Source organism: Blastopirellula sediminis (genome assembly GCF_020966755.1).
Classification (GTDB): domain Bacteria; phylum Planctomycetota; class Planctomycetia; order Pirellulales; family Pirellulaceae; genus Blastopirellula; species Blastopirellula sediminis.
Genome location: NZ_JAJKFT010000010.1, coordinates 3,868,511 through 3,892,584 on the forward strand (window position 1 = coordinate 3,868,511; position 24,074 = coordinate 3,892,584).

The window sequence follows — 24,074 nt, forward strand, 5'->3', positions numbered from 1 at the left end:
TGGCGCTAGCGGCGCTGTCGCGTTAGCTGGTGCGTTCCGGTTATGACGGTCGCGCTAATTATAGGAGCGCCGCTTATGCAGGGAATGGTCGGCACGTCCCGTTTTGGCGAACTAGACTTCAAAGCCCAGTCTCTTCTGCCATTAACGGAGGTTCGCCGTGTCCGCTTCTGCAACGCTTGATCTGAAGAACAGCCTGCTCGCATCGCTGATGTCGGACGAAAACTTTCGTCCTGAAGAGCCGAAGTCGCTGGAAGAGACCCGTCTTTCTCCGCAGCTGATCGAATCGTTGATCTGCAAGTTGCTGCTCAACATCGGGTCGGCCAGCGGTCGCCAGATCGCCGAAAAGATCTGCCTGCCGTTCGGCATTCTCGATTCGCTATTCGCTTCGCTCCGTACGCGCCAGATCTTGCAACATACCGGCTCGGCGGCGCTGAACGACTACGTATACGCGCTAACCGACCAAGGTCGTACCCGCGCTCAGTCTTATATGGCCAGCTGCACGTATTTCGGCTCTGCGCCGGTCATTTTGGAAGATTACATCACCTCGGTCGAAGCCCAGTCGATCCGCAACGAATCGCCCCAACGCGACCAGTTGGAAGAAGCGTTCGCGGGACTTTCGGTCGACGACGACCTGTTCGATAACCTGGGACCCGCCGTCAATTCAGGCGCCGGGCTCTTCCTCTACGGAGCCCCGGGGAACGGCAAGACGACGCTAGCGAAGCGGATTACCGCTTGCTACGGCCAGCATATCTGGATCCCACGGACGATCATCGAAGACGGCCAATATGTGAAGCTGTTCGACACCGTCTACCACGAGGTGATCGAGGAAAACCAGAACAGCATTCTGAAGGCGGACAGCTTTGATCATCGTTGGGTTAAGATTCGGCGACCGACCGTGATTGTCGGCGGCGAATTGACGATGGACAGTTTGGAAATCAGACACGACGTCATCAACAACATCGGCGAAGCCGCGCTGCAGATGAAAAGCAACTGCGGCTGCTTGTTGATCGACGACTTTGGCCGCCAGCGAATGGAGCCGACGCAGTTGCTCAACCGCTGGATCGTGCCGCTCGAAAACCGCGTCGACTACCAGGCGCTAGCAAACGGCAAGAAGATCCAAGTGCCGTTCGAGCAGTTGATCATCTTCTCGACCAACCTCGAGCCGAAAGACCTGACCGACGACGCGTTCCTCCGTCGTATTCCGTACAAAATTGAAGTCCGTGACGCCGAGCTCGACGAGTTCCGTACCCTCTTCCGGATCTTCGCTAAACAGTTCAACTGCGAATACAACGCCGCCGCCGTCGACCACCTGGTCGAAAAGCACTACCAACCGGTCAATCGCCCGATGCGACGCTGCCAACCGCGGGACTTGCTCAGCCAGGTCCGCAATTACTGCATCTACAAAGGGATCCCGATGGAGATGAAGCCCGAGTATTTTGATCGGGTGGTGAAGAGCTACTTCACGGTGGTCTCCGGAACGGACTAATCCGATTCGTAGCACAAAGCGTTAGAGCGGAGTGATACAATCGTTGAGCAAGCGGTTTCCTACCGAATCGGGACTTGCCAACGATGCTCCGCGAAGAAGAAATCCAGACCCATGCCGGCGGCGCATCGCACGGCGGCGACTTCCCGCGACTCGTTCATGCTCCTACCGGAATTGAACGATGTCATCCCGGTCCCTTAGCAGGCGTCAATCGCTACGAACTTACGCAGCAATGGTTGGCGGAAATCGAAGCGGAATTGGTCGCGCACGGCCTTCACCAATACGTCATTCCAGAGTATCGAACGAAGAACCGGCGGCAGCAGAAGCGGCCGTAATTGGTGCGCCGACCGCATTTCCCTCGCTTGCGCTTCAGGCTACGAAGATAAAAAAAGGGTGCGTCGAAACGCACCCTTAGTTCACCGTTTTGTCGATTACGCTTCGGCGCCCATTTCCACCATCAGCGGCCGACTGACGACGTAGAATTCGGTCGTCGGGATGTCGTCGCGAGATTCGGCGTAGCTGGTCGAATCGATCGGTTCGCTCAAGAGGGCCAAGTCGTCGCGAGAGACGAAGCCGAGCGGTTTTCCTCGGTCGACGATCGCGACGCAAGGAGTGGGATGTTCCGAGAAGTAGTTCACCAGCTCGCTGAAGGAAGCGTTCGATTCCATCTGCGGGAAGTTGGCGTCGACCAGTTCGGCCGCCGTCAGTTCGCGGGAACGGACCGCACGGTTTTGGACCACGTCACGGGTAATGGCGCCGGCGAATTTCCGCTGGGCGTCGAGAACCGGGGCGACGTCCAGGTCATGCTTGGCGAACGCCGCAATCACCTCGTCGGCTGGAGTGGTAGAGGCCAATTGAACGAAGGTGGGACGAAGGACGTCGGCGGTTGTGGTGCCGTCAAACAAGCGGCCGTGCGAACTGCCGCCAGCGGCGTCTTCGTTCTGCAGTTGACGCAGCGAAGCGACGAAGTTGCCCCCTGATTTTTTCGCGAATTCGAGCCGTTCCTGGACGTTTTCCCACAGTTCCTCGGCGATCGGTCCCGAATCGGCCGAAGCGGCGACGCCGACGCTGACCGACAATTTGAGGGTGCTGTCGGCATGTTGGAAATCGGCGGCGGCGATCGTTTGCCGGATTTCCTCGGCCCACTGATACGCCTCATCCGAGGTCGAATTGGGAAGCAGAACCGCTAACTGATCGACCGAAGGCTGACACATGCGGTAGGTCGGCAGCATTTCGCTGCGAATGATCGTCGTCACCTGTTCGACGATCCGATCAAAACCGGGATCGGGACCAAAGCGAAGCGCGTAATCGACGTCAAACAGAACCAGGCTCACTTCGTTGCCGGTTGTAGCGGCGTCGCGCAAATCTTCACGCAAGAGACGGAGGAGAACCCCGGAGTTCCCCAAACCCGAACCCGAACGCCGACCGACCCGACGATGAAGACGGCTTTCGACTTCCAAAGAGCGAGCTGCGGCCCGAATGCGGACCAGCAGTTCGGTAAAACGCAGCGGACGCGGAATGATGTCGTCAGCCCCCCCGGCCAGCGCGTCGAAGACCCGCTCCGGCGAGTCGCTGTCGGTGATCGCGATCGCATAGACGTACGCTTGGGTGGAGTGCTGATCCCGCCGTGGACTTTGCAGAACGGCGGCCGCCCGCGGCGTGTTGGTGTCGACAATGACCAGGTCCGGCTCACGACTAGCGAGGGCCCATTCGGCCTGATCAGCGTCGGCCGCCACGTACGCTTCCAAGCGGCAAGCGCTCAAGAATTCGGCCGTACGTCGGAGAAAAGAGCGGTCAGGCGATACGAGCAATACGCGGAGCGGTCGGCGTTGCATAAGCGTCACTTGCTGAATAGCGGTCGAAAAGAAGAGAAGAGCGTTGACTTTTGGCAACATCGCCGCCGAAGCGACTTTGCAAGCCATCGATAACATAGGTCAAAAAGATTCGGCAAGCGGAGCAATCTTGGGAAACAAATTGGCAGGATTCTGGAAAATCCGTCGGTCCGGAGAATTCAATGCTATGTTTTCGATGCATGTCGCTCCGCTGCGCGTGCGCATAACCTTATCCAATGTCCCCTTTCTCGGCAAAAACTCGATGTCGGAAGGGTTCAAATCGACGTGACTTTTCGCCTGCGAGAAGGTTCCCCATGCACACAGAAGTCCTGTTCGATCCGCAAGTAGGCGCCCCGTACTTCGAAATTATTTCGGCGGAGAGCGGCGAGACGCGCAAACTGGCGATCGAAAAGTTTCCTTTTTCCATCGGCCGCAACGACTCGTGCGACTATCCGGTGGAATCGGGACGCGTATCTCGCGAGCACGCCTTGCTGCTGAAAGAAGGCAACCAGTATCTGCTTCGCGATTTGAACAGCACCAACGGGACCTTCGTTAACGGCGAGAAGATCACGGAGAAGGTAATCTCCGACGGCGATACCTTGATGGTCGCCGACATCGAATTTGACTTCCACAGCGGCAATCAGGCGCAGCAGCGGCAAACCGTCACGCTGCAAATGGACGGAAGCCCTCCTGCGGCGCCGGCGAGCGAAGGAACTTTTTTCGATTCGCTGCATGCGTTCCGCCGCTGGCAAGAGATCGCCGCCGTGGGCGGAGTTCGCGTCGATTTCGACGGCATCTACGATCTAACTTCCGGCGATCCCTTCGGCTTTCTTGTCCGCCGCATGATTGACGGCAACGTCAGTCCGGACGATCCGATCAGCCGCAAGATTCTTGATACCGAGTGCCGTTTGACCGAACGTCTGCTCCGTTTGCACCGGCTGCGGGCTTACTCGGCGGCTGAGATGCTGCCGGAGAACGCCTGTTTGTTTCTGCGGCCGGAGCAATACGAGATCGGCTCGACCAGCTTTCTCGATTCGGTCGCCTACGCGCGTGATCAGTCGCCGGAAGCGCGGCGGACCGTCATCGTCATTCCGGACGAAGCGGTGTGCGAACTGCCGTTCTTCCGTGAGTTTATGAACGAATTGCAGTCGATCGGTTGCGAAACGGCGTTCGCCGGGTTCCATCCGTCGAAGTCGCGGCTGGAGGATTACCTGGACCTGGCGCCCGACTACATCGAATTCCACGAAACGGTCGCCCGCGAAATCGACGACGATGCGCGACTGCAAGAGGCGATGCGCGAAGTGATTCGCACTTGCCAGGAAAAACACATTACTACGATTGCGACTGGGGTGCATGCCGAAGCGAGCGCGCAGCGGTTCCGCGACCTGGGAGCGAATATGAGTCGAGGAAGGTATCGACGTCGCGACGCTGGGCAAGCGTAGCAAAGACGTCTTACAAATATCGCGTTGATAGAGTAACCGGAGCGCGTTTCCAGGCCGGGCCGTCTGGAGACCATCGCAACCATGAAAGCGTTTTAAGGCGAACTTTCCGTGTCAACCGAAGTTCCAGCGCATGTACGCGAAGTAGCAGGCTACCGCGTGCGCCAAAGAATTGGCGCAGGTGGGTACGGCGAAGTATGGATCGCCGACGCCCCTGGCGGACTGCAAAAGGCCGTGAAGTTCGTCTATGGTTTCCATGACGAAGCCCGCGCCGCTCGCGAATTGAAAGCGCTTTACCGTATCCGTAGCGTGCGACATCCCTTCCTCCTCTCTCTCGAGCGGGTCGAAGTGATCGAAGGTCAATTGGTCATCGTGACCGAGTTGGCCGACAAGAGCTTGAAGGATCGTTTTGAAGAGTGCCGCACCGCCGGGTTGCCGGGCGTTCCGCGGGCCGAGTTGCTTCGCTATCTCTGCGACTCGGCCGAAGGTCTCGACTACATGAGCGAGCAGCACTCGCTCCAGCACCTCGACGTGAAGCCGGAGAACCTGCTGATCGTCGGCGATCACTCGAAAGTGGCCGACTTCGGCCTGGTGAAACATCTGCAGGACGTCACCGCTTCGATGATGGCGGGGCTGACTCCGGTCTATGCGGCGCCGGAAGTCTTTCACGATCAGCCCTCCAAGCAAAGCGACCAATACAGCCTGGCGATCGTCTTCCAGGAAATGCTGACCGGCGCCCTCCCCTTCCCTGGGAAAACTCCGGCGCAATTGACGGCGCAACATCTCAGCAGCAGACCGCGACTCAACTCTCTGCCGGAAGCGGATCGTCCGATCATCGATCGTGCACTGGCCAAGGATCCCGCTCAACGCTATCGCAGCTGCCGCGAACTTTTGCAGGCGCTCGTCGCCGCGTCCGATCCGTCGTCGAATCTGCCGGCGAGCGGCGTCAGCGTTCCGCTGGAAACGACCAACACGGATACGAAGACGATCTGCGCCTCCGACACGCGCACCACCGAGCCGACCGACGAAGAAACTTCGTGCGAACAGTCGGCGACGATGGATATGTCGGCGCCGGAACCTTCTCCGCTCAATCACCAGCTGTGGGACCATCTTCCCGAGCTGCAACCGACTCGCAAAGGGCCGGCCGCGTGGAACGCCGCCGAGTCGAAGCATCGCCCGACCTTGGTGGTCGGCGTCGGTGGGATCGGCGTCCGTTTGGCCTACTCGATCGAGCAGAAGTATCGCGACAGCGGTAAAGAACAGGGACAAGCCTGGTATCGTGCGCTCGCGGTCGATACCGACTCGCGGACGTTGAACTCGATGGAGATTCCGCCGCCGCTTCCGGAAGCGACCGACATCACGCGGGTTTTGATTCCGCTGCGCCGACCGCAATCGTATCGAAGCGAATCGGCTCGCATTATGCAGTCGGTCAGCCGCCGCTGGCTCTACAACATTCCGAACTCGCTGGCGACCGAAGGTTTGCGACCGCTGGGACGGATCGCCTACCTCGATCACATCGACACAATTCTGCAACAGATCGGCGATGCGATTGACGATGTCGGCGAGCAAGCGCAGCTTACGCCGAACGCCGTCGCCGGCGATCCGCGCGTCATCGTGCTGGCGTCGATCAACGGCGGCGCCGGCAGCGGAATCGTCCTCGACCTGGCCTTCGCGATCTGTAATTTGTTGCAGAAAAGAGGACAGGATCTGAGTGATCTGGAAGTGATGCTGGTCCATGCCAGTCCGCGCAAGACCGACGAACAGGACCTCGCACGCTCCAATGCGCTCGCCTGTTTGACCGAACTGCATCAGGTCTTGGCGTCTCAGAAGTATCCAGGCGATCCGTCGGCACGAGTTCCTGAAATTGATCTTCGCGGCGTCCGTCGCCCAATTTTCCAGTTGCTGCACTGGGGGGATGAGCTGAACGAGGGTGACTACGATCGCCAGATCGACGAGCTGTCCGACTATCTGCTAATGCGAGCTCGCAGTCGCAGCGGCTGCTATCTCGACAATCTGAACGCCGAATGCTCGCAGAATGAAGGGGGCGTACCGACGGTCAACACCTTCTCGACCTACACCGTCCCGCTCAGCTCACGCTCGGCGACCGAACGCTATAGCTGCGAAATCGCCAGCGCCGTCGTCCAACGTTGGTTGGGGGGCGAAGAGCTCTCTGGCGGCGATCGTCGCCGCATGGCGATGCTCAACAAGCAGGACGAAGAGGGGGAAGAACGCCAGAATCGCTTCGAACGAATCCTGCAGCAGCATGTCGAACAGCTGGTGAGCGACGAGAACCTGTCGCTAGATCCGCTGTTGCAGACGATGTTCGTGATGGTCCACAACGAACTGGGGGCCGATCCGGACGAATACTTCCGCGCGATCTTGTCGCAAGAGTTCAAGCAACTCGACCAGCCGTGCGATGATCCGCTGCAGCGTTCGCTGAAAGTCTTTGAGTTCCTGGATCAGGTAATCGGTCAGGGCGCGGCCGAAATGGAATCGACCGAAAAACGAGGCGTATCGCTGCGCAGCGAAATCTCGCCGAAGCTGCGTGGACATGGCGAAGAGACCGCGCATCGCGTAATCGCCTGGCTGCTGTCCCACTTGGACCAGGAGGAATTCCGGCTGCAGCGAACGCGCGAATTGCAACACGCGGTCGACGACTATTTTCGCCAGTTGGAAGACAAAGCCCGCGCGATGGCCGAGCGTCTGCAAGGAGAAGTCTATCGGCATCGGCAGAAACTGCTTGACGCGAACTTTGACGGCAAAGACGCTCGCAGCCGCGATCGGGCGAAGAACGCCGCCAGCGATTATGAAGCGTGGATCAAATACGCCCACCTTCGAACGCATGGCGTAGCCCTGCTCGGCGTATGTCAGTTTGCGCAGGTCTTGCGAGCGAAGCTGCTCGACACGAATCTCGCGCTCAAAACCGTCGAAGGTGAGTTGCGTCGGCTCGCGAACTTCTTCGACTTAGAGATCGGCGCCGCTTCCGATACGTCGATTCGAGCGGTAGAGCCGCGTTTCCATGAGTTTCTGCTGGTCGCCGACCGCGAAGCGCGCGCCCGAATCTGCGAAGAGTATCATGGCCTCCAGAATCTGCTGGTTTGCACACGCGATGGAGCGATGAAGGGGGCGAAGATGTTGGAGAATATCTGCCGGACCGTCATCATTCGAGCCCAAACCGATCTTTCGCAATCGGTGAGTCCCGTTTCGCTGACCGGCGCTCCGCCCCGTGACGAAATCGCAAGGGCGCTGACCGATTGTCGGCCGCGACTCGCCTCGTTGGGAGGCGCCTGCGCCGTGAGCGTCTTTTTCCCCTGCTCGAACATTGGGGAATCGGAAGTTGGCAAGCTGCCGACGGCGGAAGGCGCCGCCGGGCTCGTTCCGTGCGATGTGCCGGAAGTCGTTTACTGTCAGCACGTCGAAGGGACGCCGTTGCGCGATGCGGCCCGGATGTTGGTCGACAACCGTCCCGAGTACCGCGATATCGCAGCGCGGTTGCACGGGCGAATTGACGTTAACTGGCGCGAACTCTAGTCGCGAGCGACTTAGTAGCGACGCGTCGCCTGATTGCGCTTCGCCGCCTGCATGCGGCGATATTCTTCGACGGTAACGACCGGCGCCAAATGGGGCGTCGCGACCGGGTCCGCTTTCGGAATCAACTTCTGTTGCGTCGGCATCACGACCGGTTCCGGGATCGAAGGCGTCTGGCGTGAAGCGACCTGCGGAACTGCGGCCGAAGTCGGCGGCGAGGCGACGCGGGGAACGGCACGCACCGGATTGGCGGGCGTCGTCGCAAGTTGCTCATGCGGCGCGGCATATTCCGGCTCAGACGTCGGTTTCATCCCCGGTTGCTCCAAGTTGCTGACCCCGGTCGACATCTCCGACGGCGACAGTTGAGCGAACGCTTCGGGGCGAACGGGCGCGGGCAGCGGCTGCGTCATTGGCTTCGCCGGATTGGCGAGCGGAGTTGACGAGGCCAGGTCGGTCGGCAGTTGCGGCGCGGCCAGCTGTTCGGGCATGGGGATTTCGACCGGAACCGGAGTCGCCGCGACAACGGTCGGGCGAGCAGGAGTCGCCACCGGTTGGGCCGGCGTCGGGACTTCTACCGGAGCCGGAGTCGGCTGGGCCGCAACAACGGTCGGTTGAGCGGGCATCGTTACCGGAGTCGGTTCAACAACCGGTTGAGCTGGAGCGGGAGCCGGAGTCGGAGCAGCGGCGACAACGGCCGGGCGAGCCGGCGAGGTCGGAACTGCTTTCACCGCTTCCGCGGCGGCTTGAGCGGCAGGCGATGCCGTCCCGTTAGTTTCTCCCTCGAACATCGGGCGGAACTTATCGACGCGACGGCTTTGTTTCAGCTGATCGATGATCGAGTCGCCAGCGTGAACTTGCGTTTGAAAGGCGACCAGCGTCGTCGCTTCGGACCGCTTCCCAGTCGATTCAGCAGCTGGCGCCGCATCTTGCGTCGGGTAGACCGCTTGCGGTTTCGCGGCCTTGGCGCCAATCGGGCTCGATGCAAGTTCGGTCATCGACGATTGCGGCATGCCTGCATCGCTACGCAGCGGATTGGCGTCTACTTTCGGAGCGGCGGTGACGACGCGCGACGAATTGACGGTCGGATTCTCGATCACCTGGGCTGCGACCGGCGGCTCCTTAGCGGTCGTGACGACCGGGGTGTTGTCCGGTTTCGGCGCGCTGAACGGCGACGAATTCAGTTCGACGATTTGCGACGGGGCTTGAGTCGGGCTAAGCGATTGCGAAGCGATCGCAGGGTTCGTGGCCATCTGCGGCTGAGCGGTCTCGGCGACGGCCGGCAGTTGACCGGCGGGAGAATCTTGAGCCAGACCGTCCTTGGCCGCGTCGTTCAGCGCGTTGCGGAGGGCGGCGGTCAACGAGCCCGATTGCGAACGGGGCGATTGCGAAGCGAACGTCGGCTTGGTCGGCGAGGCGAGCACTTCGGTCATCGGCGGCGCCCCGTTTTCTTGCGGCGCGTTGGCGACGGCGTGAGGATTCGTGATCGCGGTCGGCTGCGATGATTGGGGAACGACCGTTTGTTGTTGCGGGGCGGTGACGCTCGGCTGCATCTCGGCCAGGTTGCTGACCTGCGGCACAACGACCTGCGTCGGCTGCTGGGTTTTCGGCGCAACGACTCCAGCGCCGACGTCGCCGGTATTGTTGTACTCGATTTTCGGCTGCGTCGTGTTGGCGACGCTCGCTTCTTGCGGGGCTTCGGTCGCCGGAATGGTCGAGATCGGATCGGCCTGCGGCTTCGATTTGCCGCGACCAAACAATCCGCCAAAGAACCGCGCAATCGGCGGCATCGGCTTTTCGCCGTTTTCGGCGACTTGCGGCGCAGGTTCGGCGGTCGTTTTCGCGTCGACCTTTTCTTCCGCCATGCTTTCGACGGCTACCACTTCTTCGAGCGATTTATCTTTCGAACGGAAGAAGGGAAAAGCGCAGCCCACATTCAGCGCCAGAGCGAGCATAGTAAGGCGAAGAAGCAGCGAGTTCGCACGCGGCATTGGGACGACTCCGTCGATGATGCGTCTGATTCAAAGCGGAGATCGCTGCTAGCAAGAATGCCGGCGCGTCTCCCTTTTTTGTTTCGGTCACATCAACTGGGCAAATTCAGGCGAGCTTGTCGTTTTTTTCGATTCTGCCGAATATACCGCTGCCGTTGCTAGCGGCTGCCCTACTGAATAGGGGCCATTAAACGGGAAAGAGCCACCGTGAGGCGGAAAAGATACGACTGTTTCTCTAGTTCTTCCGCATGAGCTTCGCGGCAGTGCGTGAAGTCGGCTTCCAGCATCGCCGCAACGTCGGCAGCGAACTTGGTATCTGCGGCGGCGATCATGATCTCGAAATTAAGATGGAACGAGCGGTTGTCGAGATTCGCCGTACCGACCGCCGCGAAATCATCGTCGATCAACACCACCTTTTGGTGCAAGAAGCCGGGCTCATACCGAAAGAACCGCACGCCATGCGGCGCCGCTTCGGCGATGAACGAGAAGGCCGACAAATAGACCAGAATATGGTCTGGACGTTCCGGCAGCATGATCCGGACGTCGCACCCGCGGATCGCCGCCAACTGCAGCGCCGCAATCACCGGCGGATCGGGCACAAAGTAAGGAGTCGCGATCCAGACCCGTTTCTCGGCCATGTTGATCGCTTGGACGAAAAAGAGCGTGCAGCGTTCAAAGTCGTCAGCCGGACCGGTCGGCAGGACCAGCACTTGCTGATCTTCGTCCGTCGGCCGCGGCGCCCAATCGACTTGCGGCAGTTCGTGGGTCGCCCAGTTCCAGTCCTCCAGGAACGAACGCTGCACCGCTTGAACGGCGGGACCGCGGAGCACGACATGCGTGTCGCGCCACGGGCCGAACGTCTTGCTGCGTCCCATGTACTCGTCGCCGACATTGTGTCCGCCGACAAACGCCGTCTGACCGTCGACGATAACAATCTTGCGGTGATTGCGGAAATTAAGCTGAAAACGGTTGCCTCGTCCCTTGGTCGTATGAAACGGGACGATCTCGATGCCCGCTTCGCGCAGTTCGTGGACGTATTTGCGCGAAAGTCCGTAGCTGCCGATTTCGTCGTACAAGACGTAGACGCGGACGCCTGCCTTGGCGCGTTCGATTAATCGCGTTTGCAGCGCTCGTCCCAGTTCGTCGTCATGAATAATGTAGAACTGGACGAGGACGTATTTCTCGGCCTTTTCGATCGCGGCGAAAATTGCGTCGAAGGTCGCTTGCCCGTCGATCAGCAACTGAATCGAGTTTCTGCGGCTGAAGGGGAAGTCGGCGAGGTTCTCAAACGTCCGCAATTGATACGGCAACTTGCCGTCGACCAGATACTCGCTGGCCACGCCGCGTATCGTCTGGGTCATATGTTCGACGCCGCGGTTCTCGCTCCGACGCGCTTCGACGTAGCCATGGAAACGATTGCGGCCGAAGATCCAGTAGGCCGGCACCGCAATGTACGGAAACATGAAGAGGGTCAACGCCCATGCGATGGCGCCCTGCGACGTACGCGTTTTCATGATCGCGTTGATCGCAGTCAGGATCCCAATCGAATGGGCGCAGAGGGCGATGAGCCCGATTTCTTGGATCCACTCCATGTAGCAATTCCAGGCACGCGAAGCGTAAACTGATAGAACGTAAGGCGTTTAAGCATAGCATGATCGCCAAAACTGGCCGATACGTTCCGCCCGAAACGACCCAGAAACCGGTGCGGTTCGCCGGTTTGAATCGATCGCCACGGCGCCGCATACTAGTTACGTGACTCCCGCCCCGCCGAAAACTCCCCCTGGAAGCTTTCCATGTCCCGCCCTGCTCTGCTGGTGATCGCACTGTTTGGATCGCTGTTGGCGACCAATCTTTTCGCTGACCAGCGTCCCAACATCCTGTTCTGCATCTCGGACGACCAATCATGGCTCGATACCTCGATCGCCGGCAGCAAAGTGGCGGCGACTCCCACTTTTGATCAGATCGCCCGTCGCGGCGCCTATTTCAAGAACGCGATTTCGGCCTCTCCCGGCTGTTCGCCGTCGCGGGCGGCGCTGCTGACCGGGCGATACCCGTGGATGATTGAAGAAGCGGGGACTCACGCCTCTTCCTTTCCGCAGAAATACGTCGTCTATCCCGATCTGCTCGAGAAGGCAGGCTACTTTGTCGGCTTCACCGGCAAAGGTTGGGGACCGGGCGATTTCAAAGTAAGCGGGCGGACTCGCAATCCGGCGGGCCCTGCCTACCAAAAGCGGAAGCTCAAAAAGAAGCCGGCCGCCGGGATCAGTAACAATGACTACGCGGCGAACTTCGCCGACTTTCTGGCCGATCGCCCCGCAGACGCTCCTTTCTGCTTCTGGTTTGGCGCCATGGAGCCCCATCGCCCCTATCAACTTGGTAGCGGCGAAGAGGCGGGAAAGAAACTGGCCGACGCGACGCTGCCTCCCTTTCTTCCCGACGCCGATCCGGTCCGAGGGGACTTGCTCGACTACTGCCGCGAGATTGAGTGGTTCGATCAGCAGCTAGGAGCGATGCTGAAGCAGTTGGAGGAGATTGGCCAGCTCGATAACACGATCGTCGTGATCACCAGCGATAACGGAATGCCGTTTCCCCGCGCGAAAGCGAATAACTACGAATATGGCGTCCATATGCCGCTGGCGATCGCGTGGCCGGCGAAGATTACCGCCGGGCAAACGATCGAAGAGCCGGTCAGCCTGGTCGATCTGGCGCCGACGTTTCTCGCCGCGGCCGGAATCGCTCCCGCCGCCGACTCGCCGATGGTTGGGCGCAACCTGCTGCCCCGTTTGACCGGCGAGCAAAAGCAACTGACCGGCGGCGCCTATAGTTCCCGCGAGCGACATTCCTCGTCGCGCTGGAACAACCTTACCTATCCCCAGCGTTCGCTCCGTACCGAACAGTACCTGTTGATTCGCAACTTCCAGCCGCAGCGCTGGCCGGCCGGTGCTCCCCAGGTTTACGAGAAGAAGGGCGTGCTCGGGCCGATTCACGGTGGATACCACGATATCGACGCGTCGCCGACCCTCGACTGGATGGTCAAAAACCGAGAGGAAGCGGCGGTAGCGCCGCTGTTCCACGCGGCGGTCGATATTCGCCCGGGAATTGAGCTGTTCGACATCGAGAAAGATCCCGGCTGTCTGCATGATCTGGCCGAAGATCCGACGTACGCCAAGACCCGAGAGTCGCTCGAAAAGACCTTGGACGACTATCTGGCGAAGACCGGCGACCCCCGCGTCAGCGGATCTGGCGACGTTTGGGAGTCGTATCCCCGGTATAGCCCAATTCGCGACTTCCCGAAGCCCGATTGGGCGAAGTAATTCGGTAGTCGATTAGCGGAGAACGCTCCAACCGCCTTGCCGGTTTATGCTTATCGTTTTCCCATTCTGGGGTGGTGATAGCGAAAGTTCATCGAAATTTCTCGGTTCCTTGCGGCAACTCACTTCTAGGTTGCGGCGACTCCCCTACCGCTGAATTGCCCCCATTTGGTACCATTCACGATTCACTTTGTCCCAATTTTAGCGCTAGAGATACGTCCATGCGTCGCGACGACATTCGCAACATCGTCATTATCGCCCACGTCGACCACGGCAAAACGACTTTGGTCGACTGCCTGCTGAAGCAAAGCGGCCAGTTCCGCGAGAGCCAGCTGAGCAGCGAACGCATTCTCGATTCGAACGATCAAGAAAAAGAACGCGGCATTACGATTCTGGCCAAGAACATCGCGCTGCCGTTCAAAGGGGTGAAGATCAATATCATCGACACTCCGGGCCACGCCGACTTCGGCGGCGAAGTCGAACGCGTGCTCAGCATGGCGGACGGCGCCCTGGTGCTGGTCGACGCGGCGGAAGGCCCAATGCCGCAGACGCGGTTCGTGTTGTCGAAGGCGCTGGAATGCAAACTGAAGCCGATCGTCGTCATCAACAAGGTCGACAAGCCTGACGCGCGTCCGATGGAAGTGGTCGACGAAGTGCTCGATCTCTTCCTGCAATTGGGCGCCGACGACTCGATCGCCGACTTCCCCTATATCTTCGCCAGCGCGAAAGAAGGCTTCGCGTCGCACGATCCGGCCGATCGCAGCGGCACGATGGAGCCGCTGCTCGACCTGGTGCTTGAGCATATTCCTGGCCCGGACGTTCAGCCGGAAGAGCCGCTGCAGATCCTTTGCACGACCCTCGCCTGGTCGGAATACGTCGGCCGGATCGCGATCGGACGCATTCAGTCGGGGCGGATCAAGAAGGGGCAAAACGTCGTCGTCAGCAAAGTGGGCGACAAGTTTGAACGAGCCAAGATCACCGCGGTGCAGGTCTTTGAAAACCTCGGCCGCGTCGATGTCGAGCAATCGGAAGCCGGCGACGTCGTCGCCGTGTGCGGGATCGAGAACATCGACATCGGCGACACGATCTGCCATGTCGACAATCCGTCTCCGCTGCCGCGGTTGCTCGTCGACGAACCGACGCTGGAGATGGTCTTTACGATCAACACTTCGCCGTTCGTCGGCAAAGACGGCAAGTACGTCACGTCGCGTAACCTGCGCGAACGTCTCTACAAAGAGCTGGAGCGAAACGTCGCCCTCCGCGTCCGTGACGCCGGTTCGGCCGACGCGTTCGCCGTCTCGGGCCGCGGCGTGTTGCACCTGGCGGTCCTCGTCGAAACGATGCGCCGCGAAGGTTACGAACTGGCGGTCAGCAAGCCGCAGGTGATCACGCGGGAAGTCGACGGCACCAAAGAAGAGCCGTTTGAAAACCTGGTGGTCGAAGTCCCGTCGATCAAGATGGGCCCGGTTATGGAACTGGTCGGCGAACGTCGCGGCGAAATGGTCGAAATGAACCCCCGCGGCGATTTCACGCAGGTCACCTTCTCGATTCCGGCTCGCGGTCTGATCGGACTGCGAACCAAGATGCTCAACGCGACCCAAGGGGAAGCGATCATTAACCATCGTTTCGACTCGTATCGCCCGATGGGCGGCGACGTGCCGCGTCGCGCCAACGGCGTGCTGATCTCGAACTCGACCGGCAAAGCGGTCGGTTTTTCGCTCTTCAATCTGCAGGATCGTTCCGACTTGTTCATCAAGCCGGGCGAAGAGCTGTACGAAGGGATGATCGTCGGCGAGAACGCTCGCAACGAAGACATGGTGGTCAACCCGATCAAAGAAAAGAAGCTGACCAACATGCGGGCTTCCGGCTCGGACGAAAACATCGTCCTGAAGCCGCCGCGTCAGATGTCGCTGGAAGCGGCGCTGGAGTACATCGAAGACGACGAGCTGGTCGAAGTGACCCCGAACTTCATTCGCCTGCGCAAGATGATGCTCAAAGAAGCGGATCGTCGTCGCGGCGGACGGCGTAATTAAGCGCTGACGGCACAGTTAGCCTGGAAAAGGAAGACGGCTCGAAGATCAATGCGCCGCTGGCCAGCCTCAGCGATGAGGATCAGGCCTACGTCAATTCGATGCAGTAGCGGCAAACGATTTCATAGGATATTGGTTGATTTTGCCCCTCTGTATAGCTAACCTTGCGTCTTATTGCAGACGCAGCAGCTTCAGAGGGGTGAGATGAACAACGGAATCTTGTTACTGGCCGCAGAAGGCGAAGAGGGACGATACGCCTTATTCGCCTTCCTGATGAGCATCGTCTTTGTTGGCGTCGGCCTCTATGGAATCTTCACCGGGAAGTTGATGATCTGGGGACGCCAGCGGTGGCTCTTTTCCCTGGTGGGCTTGGACGAATCGTCCCCCGGTTTTCCCCAACTGATCGGCGGTTGCTATTGCGCCGTAGGCGGGATCGTCTTGGTCGCGATGACCGTTCAGGCAATGAAGGCGCCGGAAGAACAGCAGCAAGTGGCGCGGCCTGATATTGACCTCTCGCATCTGCCAGACCTCTCGAAGATTCCGGTCCACATGCCCCCTGGGACGAACAATCCCCGCCCAAGTTCAAGTCCTCCCGTCAGCAGCGTTCCCAGCACCGAAGCGCCTAAGCCGCGTGAGAACCGGTTCGATCCGGAAACGACCGAGCGGTTGCGCGCTGAGCGGATGAAAGCCGAAGCGGAACAGGAAGCGGCCAAGCGAGAAAAAGAGCGGCTCGCCCAGGTCGCGAAAGAAGCGGTCGAACAAATGAACCGCGAGAAAGAAGCGGCCCGTCAGGCGGCCTTAGAATTGCCCGACCCGCCGCTGCCGCTCAGCTACTTCACCTATGCCGACGTCGCGCTGCAAGAGAGTCCGGAGCTTGGAGAAAGTGGGAGCGAACGCTTTGCCGATCATGCGCCCCCGGGAGGCGTGATGGTCGGGGCGATCTTCTTTGTCGGAAAGAATTACGGCGCCTCGATCGCCGGCATTCAACCGATCTACCAAGTCGGCGACAAGTACGTCAAAGGGAAGATCTGCGGCGACGAGACCGATCAGCCGGTTCAGCAGTTGGCCGAAGCCGGCGGCGTCGTCGCAGGCTTCAAGTTAATGACTGGTCGGATCATCGACGCCGCGCAATTGGCATACGGGCCGCTGGACGGTACCAAAATTGATCCGAAGCAAGGATACTTTGGCGAACAAATCGGCGGCGACGGCGGCTACCCCGGCAACTACTACGCCGAAGGGAGAGCGATCAGCGGCGTCTTTGGGACGTACGAAAAAGGGAAGAGTCTCAAGTCGCTGGGAATGTACGTCATTCGCCGGATGCAAGTAACCGGCGCGGCGCCTCCATCCTCGATGAGCGCCGAGCTGCGGACTTTTACCAGCTCCAACGGAAAGTTTTCGGTCCAAGCGAAGTTCGTCGCGCTCAACGACGACGGCACGGTCAGCCTCGAAAAGGAGGATGGCTCGAAGGTGAAAGCGCCGCTGAGCAGCCTTAGCGCTGAGGATCAGGCCTACGTCAATTCGATGCGATAGCGCATCGGGCGAATGGAGAGTTTGCTTCCCGTTTTCCGCTCGGTTAAGTTGGGGGCACACCCCAACTTTTCTCAGGCAATTCGCGATGAGTAGCTCGTCCAACACGCGCGATCCGGTCGTCATGGTTCTGGCGGTCCTGGCCGGACTCTTTATTCTCATGCTGTTCGGTTGCGGCGTCGCATTGGCGGTCTTTATCCGCGTTACTTACGACAAAGATCTTGGCAAGCCGGCCCCAGGCACGGGGAAGATTCCGCCGCCGATTGTCGTTTCCCCCAATCGCGTCGAAGAAGATCGAATTCGCGAGTTGGAGCGACGGCGTCTTGAGCAGGACCGGCAACACGCAGCAGAGCAATTGCGCAGGGCGCAAGAGCAGAACCGAGCGGACGCCCAAATGCGCAGGGAAAACGAGCAACAACTCGCGGACGAGCGGAAGCTGACCGAGGAGGAAGAGCAGCGGCGATTGCTACGGATAGCGGTACTGGGAGATCCCGCGGTTCCTGGCTCGACCGGACGGTTTGGAGAGCCGTTGGCTACTGCGCCGGCCGCGGTCGAACTGCCGACGCCCCCAGCCCCCTTGCCTCCCCTCGCCTATGCGGAAGAAGCGGTCCAAGCAGGCGAGCGATTGGGTTGGACCAACATCGGTTCGCGGGAGAGCAAATTTATCGATCGCGCTCCGCCTGGGGGCGTTTTGGTTGGCGCCATCGTCTTTAAGTCGAGTCGATTCGGGACGACGGTCGCCGGCATTCAACCGATCTACCAACGACAAGATCAATATGTTGCGGGAGGGATTTGCGGAACTTCCACCAGCGATACGGCATTCAGTCTCGCCGAGGCGGGCGAAGCGGTCAGCGGGTTCCGCTTTCGTTCCGGATTGGTCGTCGACGTTATTGCACTAACGTTCGCTCCGCTGGAGGGTCTGCAATTGAACATCGACGATGAACGGCAAGGAGAACGCCTTGGTTCGCCCGATCGCGACCTGCCAAAAGTGTGGAGCGGCGACTCCAAGCTGATCGTCGGCATCTACGGCACCTATGAAAACAATACGAACGTCCGATCGCTGGGCATGCTCTACGCCGACCAGGTGACGGCCGGCGAACTGGGACCTCCGCTTCAACCGCTGCGGACCTTCTCCAGTGCGAACGGTAAGTTCACCGTCGAGGCGAAACTCGTAAAAATCAATGACGACGGCACGGTCAGCCTGGAGAGGGAAGATGGCTCGCGCGTGTCGGCGCCGATCGCCAGTCTGAGCGAGGAAGATCAAAAGTACATCGAGTCGCAGCGTTAATTTTTCGGACGCGGCCCCCAGGTTTGGTCGACGCAGCGCTCGCGACGGAGCAGAATAGGGACTTCCTGTTCCCTCCTCGCTTTTCCCGCCGGAGCCTTCGAGCCATGCGTATCGCCCCGCTATTGTCCTTGCTACTGTTGACCATCGCCGCTCCGTTATTGGCGGCCGAAAAAGAAAAGCATGTCCTGCTGCTGGGGATCGACGGTTGCCGGTTTGACGCCGTGCAGAAAGCGAAGACGCCGAATCTCGATCGCCTGGTCGCCAATGGAACTTATTCGCCGACGGCCCTGATCCTGGGAGATCGCTATCGCAAGAACGATACGATCAGCGGTCCCGGTTGGGGGAGCATCAACACCGGCGTCTGGGCCGACAAGCACAACGTGCAAGGGAACGAATTCAAAGAGCCCCACTTTGACAAGTTTCCCCACTTCTTCCACTTCGTGAAGCAGGCCTTCCCGGACGCGAAAACCGTTTCGATCGTCGACTGGGATCCGATCGCTAAGTACATCGTCTCCGACGCCGACGTCTCCCTCTCGACCAAACCGACTGGCGCCAACGTCGTGGCGACCTACGCCAAGGGAGACGAAAAGTCAACCGCCGAAGCGATTCGCCTGATCGAAGAACTCGACCCGAAAGCGATGATGCTCTACCTCGGCCAGGTCGACGAAACGGGACACGCCCATGGCTTTCACCCGAGTGTGCCAGAGTACATCGCCGCTATCGAAACGGTCGATGGACTAGTCGGCCAAGTCCTCGACGCGATCGCCAAGCGAATCGACGAAGAGTGGCTGATCGTCGTCACCAGCGACCACGGCGGCGAAGGCCGCGGTCACGGAGGTGGCCACAACAACCCGAACATCCTCCACAGCTTCCTGATCGTCAGCGGCGAAGGGGCCAAGAAAGGAAAGTTCGAAGAGCAAGTCTACATCGTCGACGCCGTCCCGACGCTGCTAACGTACCTGGGCGTGAAGCTGGACGACGCGTGGCAGTTAGATGGGCATGCGGTTGGGTTGAAGTAAGTCAATGTGCAGGCGTCATGGTCACGGCCTTGCGTGGCCATGAATGGGGTGACGCGTTCGCATACGCGCGTCAGGCGTGTCCAAACTGGCTATAAGAAGGTTAATAGGGAATTTGATACGTTTCCATCAAGTGTTGTCCCTAAACTTCCCATCGAACGATCTAGCAAATAGTGTTCTTTGGTCGTGGCTTTTGCTAAAGGAAAATGCTCTCCATTTCCCTTTCTTTTCGTTTGAAAACTACTTTGAGTTAGGGCTTTGCAAGAAATAATGGCGACTGAAACGCACCCGGAGAAGCGATCATGGATTTTCCAGGCCATTCCACAGTACTTCGATCTGAACGAAGCTCTAAAGCACATTCGCATATTCCGCTGGCGAATTAAGCAATTTAAGAATGAAATTCGAGCTGGTGACGACGTGTTTCTATGGCTTGCTGGGAGCGACGGCGGAGTGGTCGCTCGCGGAACGGTCGTCACCGATCCGCTGGACATGGAAGATTCGCAAGAGGAATTGCCCTTCGTCAAAGAAGCGGACAAAGATAAAGACAGGCTCTCTGCAGCAGTTGAGATCAATACGGTTTTCGGCGTCCCTGTTCAGCGAGAAGACCTCAAGGCCCATCCCGTTCTTTCGTCAATTTCAATTCTTAAGCAATCGCGAGGGACGAACTTTGCGCTGACAGAGGATGAGGCAGATTCGCTTGACGCACTTTGTCCGCGGTCTGAACTTCACGGTGCGTCGCTGTTTGAAGCCTTTTCCCTATTTCATGCGACTCCCGTGGAACAATTACGCGTGAGGATACGCCGCGAACGTGCTGCTCAACTTCGAGAGTTTCTCGGTGATATCGACGGCATTACTCTTGATGGATTCAATCGTGAAGTATGGGTTCTAGAGTCGGCAACACTCCTTGGCGGCGAAGACATCCGTGGCGCACTATTTGACTCCAGCCTTCTTGATAATGAGTTTGCCGTTCAGGTTGCCGTCGCGCTTGATGCTGGCGATCTGGAGTTGCACGGTAATTACGTTTGGCGTCCTGGATCAACGGTCTATGGTTCTCCACTCGCGAACGTAACCGATCAAGAAAAGTTAAGTCATGTAAAGCACGCGCTCCGATTGTTAAACGATCCGACGCTGTCGCCAAGTGAGAAGGTCGTTCAGATTGAGTCCGTCCCTGGGTTTGGCTTTCCGACCGCGACCGGCCTCGTTATTCTTCTTCATCCCGAAGAAATTGCGATAATGAACAAGCAGACGGAGGGAGTATTCGAGAAACTTCGTGTCAATTGCAAGGGGTTCGCTGCCTTCCAGGCGGCCGCGAGCCAATTGAGGTCTGAACTCGGTGCAGATGACTATTTGGAATTGGACTGGTTCCTGTACCAGATCAATCAAGGGATGATTGAAGTCGCGGATCGAGAGCAACACGAAAAGATGCTCCGGGACATTGACTGTCAAATCGAAGCGAGCATCGAAAAGTCTACGGCCGTGAACCAAACCGAAAAGGAGCAATTGGTAAAGTCGAGGATAGGGCAAGGGCAATTTCGGCACAACATCCAAAAGCTTGAATTGTCATGTCGGGTTTCCGGTGTTGACGATGTCCGATTTCTGATCGCTAGCCATATTAAACCTTGGCGAGCTTGCGATAATGTAGAGCGACTGGATGGAGCGAATGGACTGTTCTTGTCGCCAAACATCGACTTATTATTCGATCGAGGCCACATTTCATTCGAGGACGACGGTACGCTTCTGATCGCGTCCGTTGTCGACGAGAAAACGCTTAGATCACTCGGCGTACCTAGCGACATGACGAACTGCGGACATTTTTCGTCCAAGCAGAAGCGATACCTCGCCTACCATCGTCAGCATGTCTTTCTCGGATCGAACAAGTCTGAGTAACAAAACGACGGAGACGTTTCAGGGATTAAAACTTGGCACGGCAGCAGCCTTTAGTTCGCCCTGACTCGGACGACTAGTGCAGAGAAAGTTGGTAAGTCGCTGCAAAACGGATGATATCCAACGCGAGCTGCTTCCGCAGTAATCGTGACTCTTCAGCGAGGAGGGAAGAAAAGGACAGTGGTCTTTTTCGCGACTTGCCACGTCCCCTTGGATTCGTCCTGCCTATTTTTGCTTCGCATTGGCGAGAATTTCTTTTGCTTCCGACGCCCCGATCTCGCGTACGAAGAGGTTTCGCCATTCGATTTTGCCGCCATGCGTTTGCAGCATAATTGGCCCTTTCGGTGGAAGCGGTTGACTTCGGTCCCAGTAGTTTTCCATGACGGCATTGTTCACAACCAGTTTTCCGTTCAGCCAAACCGACGTCCGATCGCCAATCTGTTGAATACGGAGTTGATTCCATTCGCCAAACGGGAGGTCGGCTAATTCAAGCGGGTCGCGACCAGCCGCCCCAGGCGTATTGTTGAACAAGCCGCCGGAACCAAGATGAGGTTTCCGAGTTGGTCTTTGCGGATCGAACTCTTGATTGGCGTCCCAGATCTGTACCTGCGGCGTGCCTCTTAAATAGACTCCGCTGTCAGCTCCGGCGACCGTCTTGTATTCCAGTAGGAATTCCATGTCGCCAAATTCGCGTTCGGTGGTTGCGTATGGCCCCTCTCCATCATTGACAAGACTTCCGTTCTCAACTCTCCAGTATTTTGAAAACTCCGCTTGCTGCTTGAGTAAGTTCTTACTTTTATCCTCTCCAACAAGTTTCTGACTTTGGTGCGGGTTTAATCCATACCATCCGCTTAGGTCATGGCCATTAAATAAAGCACGGAACCCTTGAGGCGGCTTGGGTTCCTCGGAACGCCCTGAAGTGGGCGCCAAGGCCAGAGAGAGGCCGAACAAACACATTGTTGCAACAGTGAACTTCGTGGTCATAAGTCAATCCGAAGAATAGGGAGGCGTTTTTTTCGTAGCGGTCTACAGTGCGCAGAGGAGCGGGAATTAATTCGTCGAAACTGCAGCTTGGGTCGCCGCTTCACGGAGAAGAGCTACGGCCGTTTCTACGAGCATCTCTCCGGAACCTGGTTGAAGATTGGAATTGGTCACTTCGTAGCTCCCCCCGGCGTACGCTGCGCGATGTGGGACGTAGATCGTTTCAACGGCGTTCGAGAGTTCGATCAACAGCGTGGTGCGAAAGGGGGACGCCTTTTTGATGGCCAGGCCGAGGTCGACAAAGACCTCGCCCGGTAGGCAGACGATCGCCACGTCGCGGCCTACTGCGTACACCGTAACGTTCATAGGGAGCGTATCGCCGACGCCAGCCAGCGATCGGCTGAGTCCCCAGGTTATCTGCTCGGCAGCGTTTGCATGCGGCTGCTGATGACGGAACTGATCCAGCATTAGTTTTTTGTAGGCGGTTACGTGATCGAAAAAGTCAACTTTTTCATGGTTTCTGGCCAACTTCAAAATCGCCAGCGACCGCTCGACCTCTTGCGATGTGGCGTCCTGAAGCGGCAACTCGACGGTTCGTGATTTTACGAACAACGGCGTGGCCCCAGTCGACTCGAGTCGGTCGAGTTGTTTCGAGATTGTCTCTCCGAGCGAACGGCCAATGAAGTTGGTCTTGTTCCGCTCGCTGCGCGAGGGGTCAGAATGGTTGATGTCGCCGCAACAGCCGGCGCCAAAAATCGAGATTGTTTCAGGTCCCACCGCATCGCGCACAGCTTGCTCAATGAAGTAGGGATAATCGGCGCTCCAGTTGGTTCCCCCGACCGTGTCGAGGTGCAAAGCGAAGTTGCTTAGGACGCCGCGTGTGACGCTTCCATCGGCAGAGTCGATGGCAAGAATTCCTACGTCCGGATCGATCGGACCAGCAGCGCGAACGACATCCGGATTGGCCAGATTCATCCACGTCCGAACGCTGCCGTCGCGCATGACGAAACGCCGATTGAACGAGACGGGCGTTTTTTGCGTCGCCACACCGGCCCGCAACTGCGAAGGAGCGGCCGCTGCATGGGCTTGTGCGATCGCATCGACGGGGCCCGCGATCAGCTTCTTGATGTATTCGGCCCGCAAGGGATCTTGTCGCTCGCCCCCCAAGTGCAGGTACAGTTCCTTCGTATAGTCGGGGGCGGTATGCGAATGCGTGGCTGCGACGACGATATTCTCCGCAGGAATTCCCGTCCTTTCCGCCGCTAGTTTACGAATTTCACGCGACAGGTCGGTGGTAATTCCAATCAAGTCGCAAACCACGAGTGCACCAGCCGTAGTTCCATCATCCAGGACGATCGCTTTCGCCTTCAGCGAATCAACTGTCCCTTCCGCCAACCGTTCGTGATAGTAACCCGCCATCGGGAAGCCATTGGGCGGCGTAATATCGACTTCCGCTAGGCCTATCTTCAAGGAAGAAGTTTGCTCTTCCGCTCCTGCGACTGCCGCAATAAGGATCGCTAGAATTACGACGAGCAAGGGCGTCTGTAGGAATTTTCGATTCATTTGTCTCTTTCTAAATAGCCTTGCGCGAACCTGAGACGGTTAGACAAAACAAGACCTCGTATTCACTTGCGTTGATTGTCAGACCTTGAGAAGTGAAAGGAGTTCTTATGCGTATTGTTGAAGATGTGCGTCGGTTTTGGAAGATACTTTCCAAGCGAGAGCGACGGTAGCTTCATCTGCAAGCCATCTCGGATCAAAGGGGAC

General features: G+C 58.4%; 16 protein-coding genes and 1 pseudogene. 12 read left to right on the forward strand and 5 right to left on the reverse strand.

Features of this window, described 5'->3' with window-relative positions; translation table 11 throughout:
* Nucleotides 1–157: 157 nt before the first annotated feature.
* Together LOC68_RS27300 and LOC68_RS27305 are read left to right on the forward strand one after the other, a co-directional pair.
* The gene (locus tag LOC68_RS27300) at nt 158–1,486 is read left to right on the forward strand and encodes an AAA family ATPase (protein WP_230224974.1); all 1,329 of its coding nucleotides are present in this window, start codon (nt 158–160) and stop codon (nt 1,484–1,486) included.
* 83 nt (nt 1,487–1,569) lie between these two features.
* Nucleotides 1,570–1,818 carry a hypothetical protein gene (locus LOC68_RS27305; RefSeq protein WP_230224975.1) on the forward strand — a complete coding sequence of 83 codons (249 nt, stop codon included), beginning with the start codon at nt 1,570–1,572 and terminating at the stop codon, nt 1,816–1,818.
* 96 nt (nt 1,819–1,914) lie between these two features.
* On the opposite strand, the gene LOC68_RS27310 is transcribed toward LOC68_RS27305, so the two are convergent.
* Nucleotides 1,915–3,318 carry a diguanylate cyclase gene (locus LOC68_RS27310; protein ID WP_230224976.1) on the reverse strand — a complete coding sequence of 468 codons (1,404 nt, stop codon included), beginning with the start codon at nt 3,316–3,318 and terminating at the stop codon, nt 1,915–1,917.
* A 43-nt stretch (nt 3,319–3,361) separates the two neighbouring features.
* On the opposite strand from LOC68_RS27310, the gene LOC68_RS27315 reads away from it, so the two are divergent.
* From LOC68_RS27315 to LOC68_RS27325, 3 genes are all read left to right on the forward strand, one after another.
* A complete protein-coding gene (locus LOC68_RS27315; RefSeq protein WP_230224977.1) occupies nt 3,362–3,604 on the forward strand; it encodes a hypothetical protein in 243 nt (80 codons plus the stop codon).
* A gap of 25 nt (nt 3,605–3,629) precedes the next feature.
* Nucleotides 3,630–4,757, forward strand: coding sequence for an FHA domain-containing protein (locus LOC68_RS27320; RefSeq protein ID WP_230224978.1), 1,128 nt, complete (start codon nt 3,630–3,632; stop codon nt 4,755–4,757).
* Nucleotides 4,758–4,865: 108 nt separating this feature from the next.
* Nucleotides 4,866–8,285, forward strand: a complete 3,420-nt coding sequence (locus tag LOC68_RS27325) for a protein kinase domain-containing protein (RefSeq protein ID WP_230224979.1) — start codon at nt 4,866–4,868, stop codon at nt 8,283–8,285.
* An 11-nt stretch (nt 8,286–8,296) separates the two neighbouring features.
* Here LOC68_RS27325 and LOC68_RS27330 read toward each other — a convergent pair whose 3' ends face one another.
* Complete coding sequence (locus LOC68_RS27330; RefSeq protein WP_230224980.1) at nt 8,297–10,270, reverse strand: hypothetical protein; 1,974 nt, start codon at nt 10,268–10,270, stop codon at nt 8,297–8,299.
* Between the two features lie 170 nt (nt 10,271–10,440).
* Nucleotides 10,441–11,862, reverse strand: a complete 1,422-nt coding sequence (gene cls / locus LOC68_RS27335) for a cardiolipin synthase (RefSeq protein ID WP_230224981.1) — start codon at nt 11,860–11,862, stop codon at nt 10,441–10,443.
* A 201-nt stretch (nt 11,863–12,063) separates the two neighbouring features.
* Here cls and LOC68_RS27340 point away from each other — a divergent pair, with 201 nt between their 5' ends.
* From LOC68_RS27340 to LOC68_RS27365, 7 genes and pseudogenes are all read left to right on the forward strand, one after another.
* Complete coding sequence (locus tag LOC68_RS27340) at nt 12,064–13,584, forward strand: sulfatase family protein (protein WP_230224982.1); 1,521 nt, start codon at nt 12,064–12,066, stop codon at nt 13,582–13,584.
* A gap of 218 nt (nt 13,585–13,802) precedes the next feature.
* On the forward strand, nt 13,803–15,614 hold the full coding sequence (gene typA / locus LOC68_RS27345) for a translational GTPase TypA (protein ID WP_230224983.1): 1,812 nt from the start codon (nt 13,803–13,805) through the stop codon (nt 15,612–15,614).
* A gap of 14 nt (nt 15,615–15,628) precedes the next feature.
* Nucleotides 15,629–15,721 (forward strand): annotated as a pseudogene (locus LOC68_RS28820) (hypothetical protein); the annotation flags it as partial.
* A gap of 94 nt (nt 15,722–15,815) precedes the next feature.
* On the forward strand, nt 15,816–17,141 hold the full coding sequence (locus tag LOC68_RS27350; protein WP_230224984.1) for an SHD1 domain-containing protein: 1,326 nt from the start codon (nt 15,816–15,818) through the stop codon (nt 17,139–17,141).
* Between the two features lie 85 nt (nt 17,142–17,226).
* Entirely contained in the window at nt 17,227–18,426 is a 1,200-nt protein-coding gene (locus tag LOC68_RS27355; RefSeq protein WP_230224985.1) for an SHD1 domain-containing protein, read from the forward strand.
* Nucleotides 18,427–18,530: 104 nt separating this feature from the next.
* Complete coding sequence (locus tag LOC68_RS27360) at nt 18,531–19,445, forward strand: alkaline phosphatase family protein (RefSeq protein ID WP_230224986.1); 915 nt, start codon at nt 18,531–18,533, stop codon at nt 19,443–19,445.
* 267 nt (nt 19,446–19,712) lie between these two features.
* Entirely contained in the window at nt 19,713–21,329 is a 1,617-nt protein-coding gene (locus LOC68_RS27365) for an HNH endonuclease (RefSeq protein WP_230224987.1), read from the forward strand.
* Between the two features lie 222 nt (nt 21,330–21,551).
* Here LOC68_RS27365 and LOC68_RS27370 read toward each other — a convergent pair whose 3' ends face one another.
* Both LOC68_RS27370 and LOC68_RS27375 read right to left on the reverse strand, forming a co-directional pair.
* Complete coding sequence (locus LOC68_RS27370; protein ID WP_230224988.1) at nt 21,552–22,310, reverse strand: 3-keto-disaccharide hydrolase; 759 nt, start codon at nt 22,308–22,310, stop codon at nt 21,552–21,554.
* Between the two features lie 66 nt (nt 22,311–22,376).
* The gene (locus LOC68_RS27375; RefSeq protein WP_230224989.1) at nt 22,377–23,777 is read right to left on the reverse strand and encodes a neutral/alkaline non-lysosomal ceramidase N-terminal domain-containing protein; all 1,401 of its coding nucleotides are present in this window, start codon (nt 23,775–23,777) and stop codon (nt 22,377–22,379) included.
* Nucleotides 23,778–24,074: the final 297 nt, after the last annotated feature.

Excerpts from the sequence above, each read along its gene's own strand:
- LOC68_RS27355 (WP_230224985.1), top strand. The coding sequence starts at position 17,227 with ATGAGTAGCTCGTCCAACACGCGCGATCCGGTCGTCATGGTTCTGGCG.
- LOC68_RS27320 (WP_230224978.1), top strand. The coding sequence starts at position 3,630 with ATGCACACAGAAGTCCTGTTCGATCCGCAAGTAGGCGCCCCGTACTTC.
- LOC68_RS27330 (WP_230224980.1), bottom strand. The coding sequence starts at position 10,270 with ATGCCGCGTGCGAACTCGCTGCTTCTTCGCCTTACTATGCTCGCTCTG.
- LOC68_RS27310 (WP_230224976.1), bottom strand. The coding sequence starts at position 3,318 with ATGCAACGCCGACCGCTCCGCGTATTGCTCGTATCGCCTGACCGCTCT.
- cls (WP_230224981.1), bottom strand. The coding sequence starts at position 11,862 with ATGGAGTGGATCCAAGAAATCGGGCTCATCGCCCTCTGCGCCCATTCG.
- LOC68_RS27305 (WP_230224975.1), top strand. The coding sequence starts at position 1,570 with ATGCTCCGCGAAGAAGAAATCCAGACCCATGCCGGCGGCGCATCGCAC.
- LOC68_RS27350 (WP_230224984.1), top strand. The coding sequence starts at position 15,816 with ATGAACAACGGAATCTTGTTACTGGCCGCAGAAGGCGAAGAGGGACGA.
- LOC68_RS27360 (WP_230224986.1), top strand. The coding sequence starts at position 18,531 with ATGCGTATCGCCCCGCTATTGTCCTTGCTACTGTTGACCATCGCCGCT.
- LOC68_RS27370 (WP_230224988.1), bottom strand. The coding sequence starts at position 22,310 with ATGACCACGAAGTTCACTGTTGCAACAATGTGTTTGTTCGGCCTCTCT.
- LOC68_RS27340 (WP_230224982.1), top strand. The coding sequence starts at position 12,064 with ATGTCCCGCCCTGCTCTGCTGGTGATCGCACTGTTTGGATCGCTGTTG.
- LOC68_RS27365 (WP_230224987.1), top strand. The coding sequence starts at position 19,713 with ATGGCGACTGAAACGCACCCGGAGAAGCGATCATGGATTTTCCAGGCC.
- typA (WP_230224983.1), top strand. The coding sequence starts at position 13,803 with ATGCGTCGCGACGACATTCGCAACATCGTCATTATCGCCCACGTCGAC.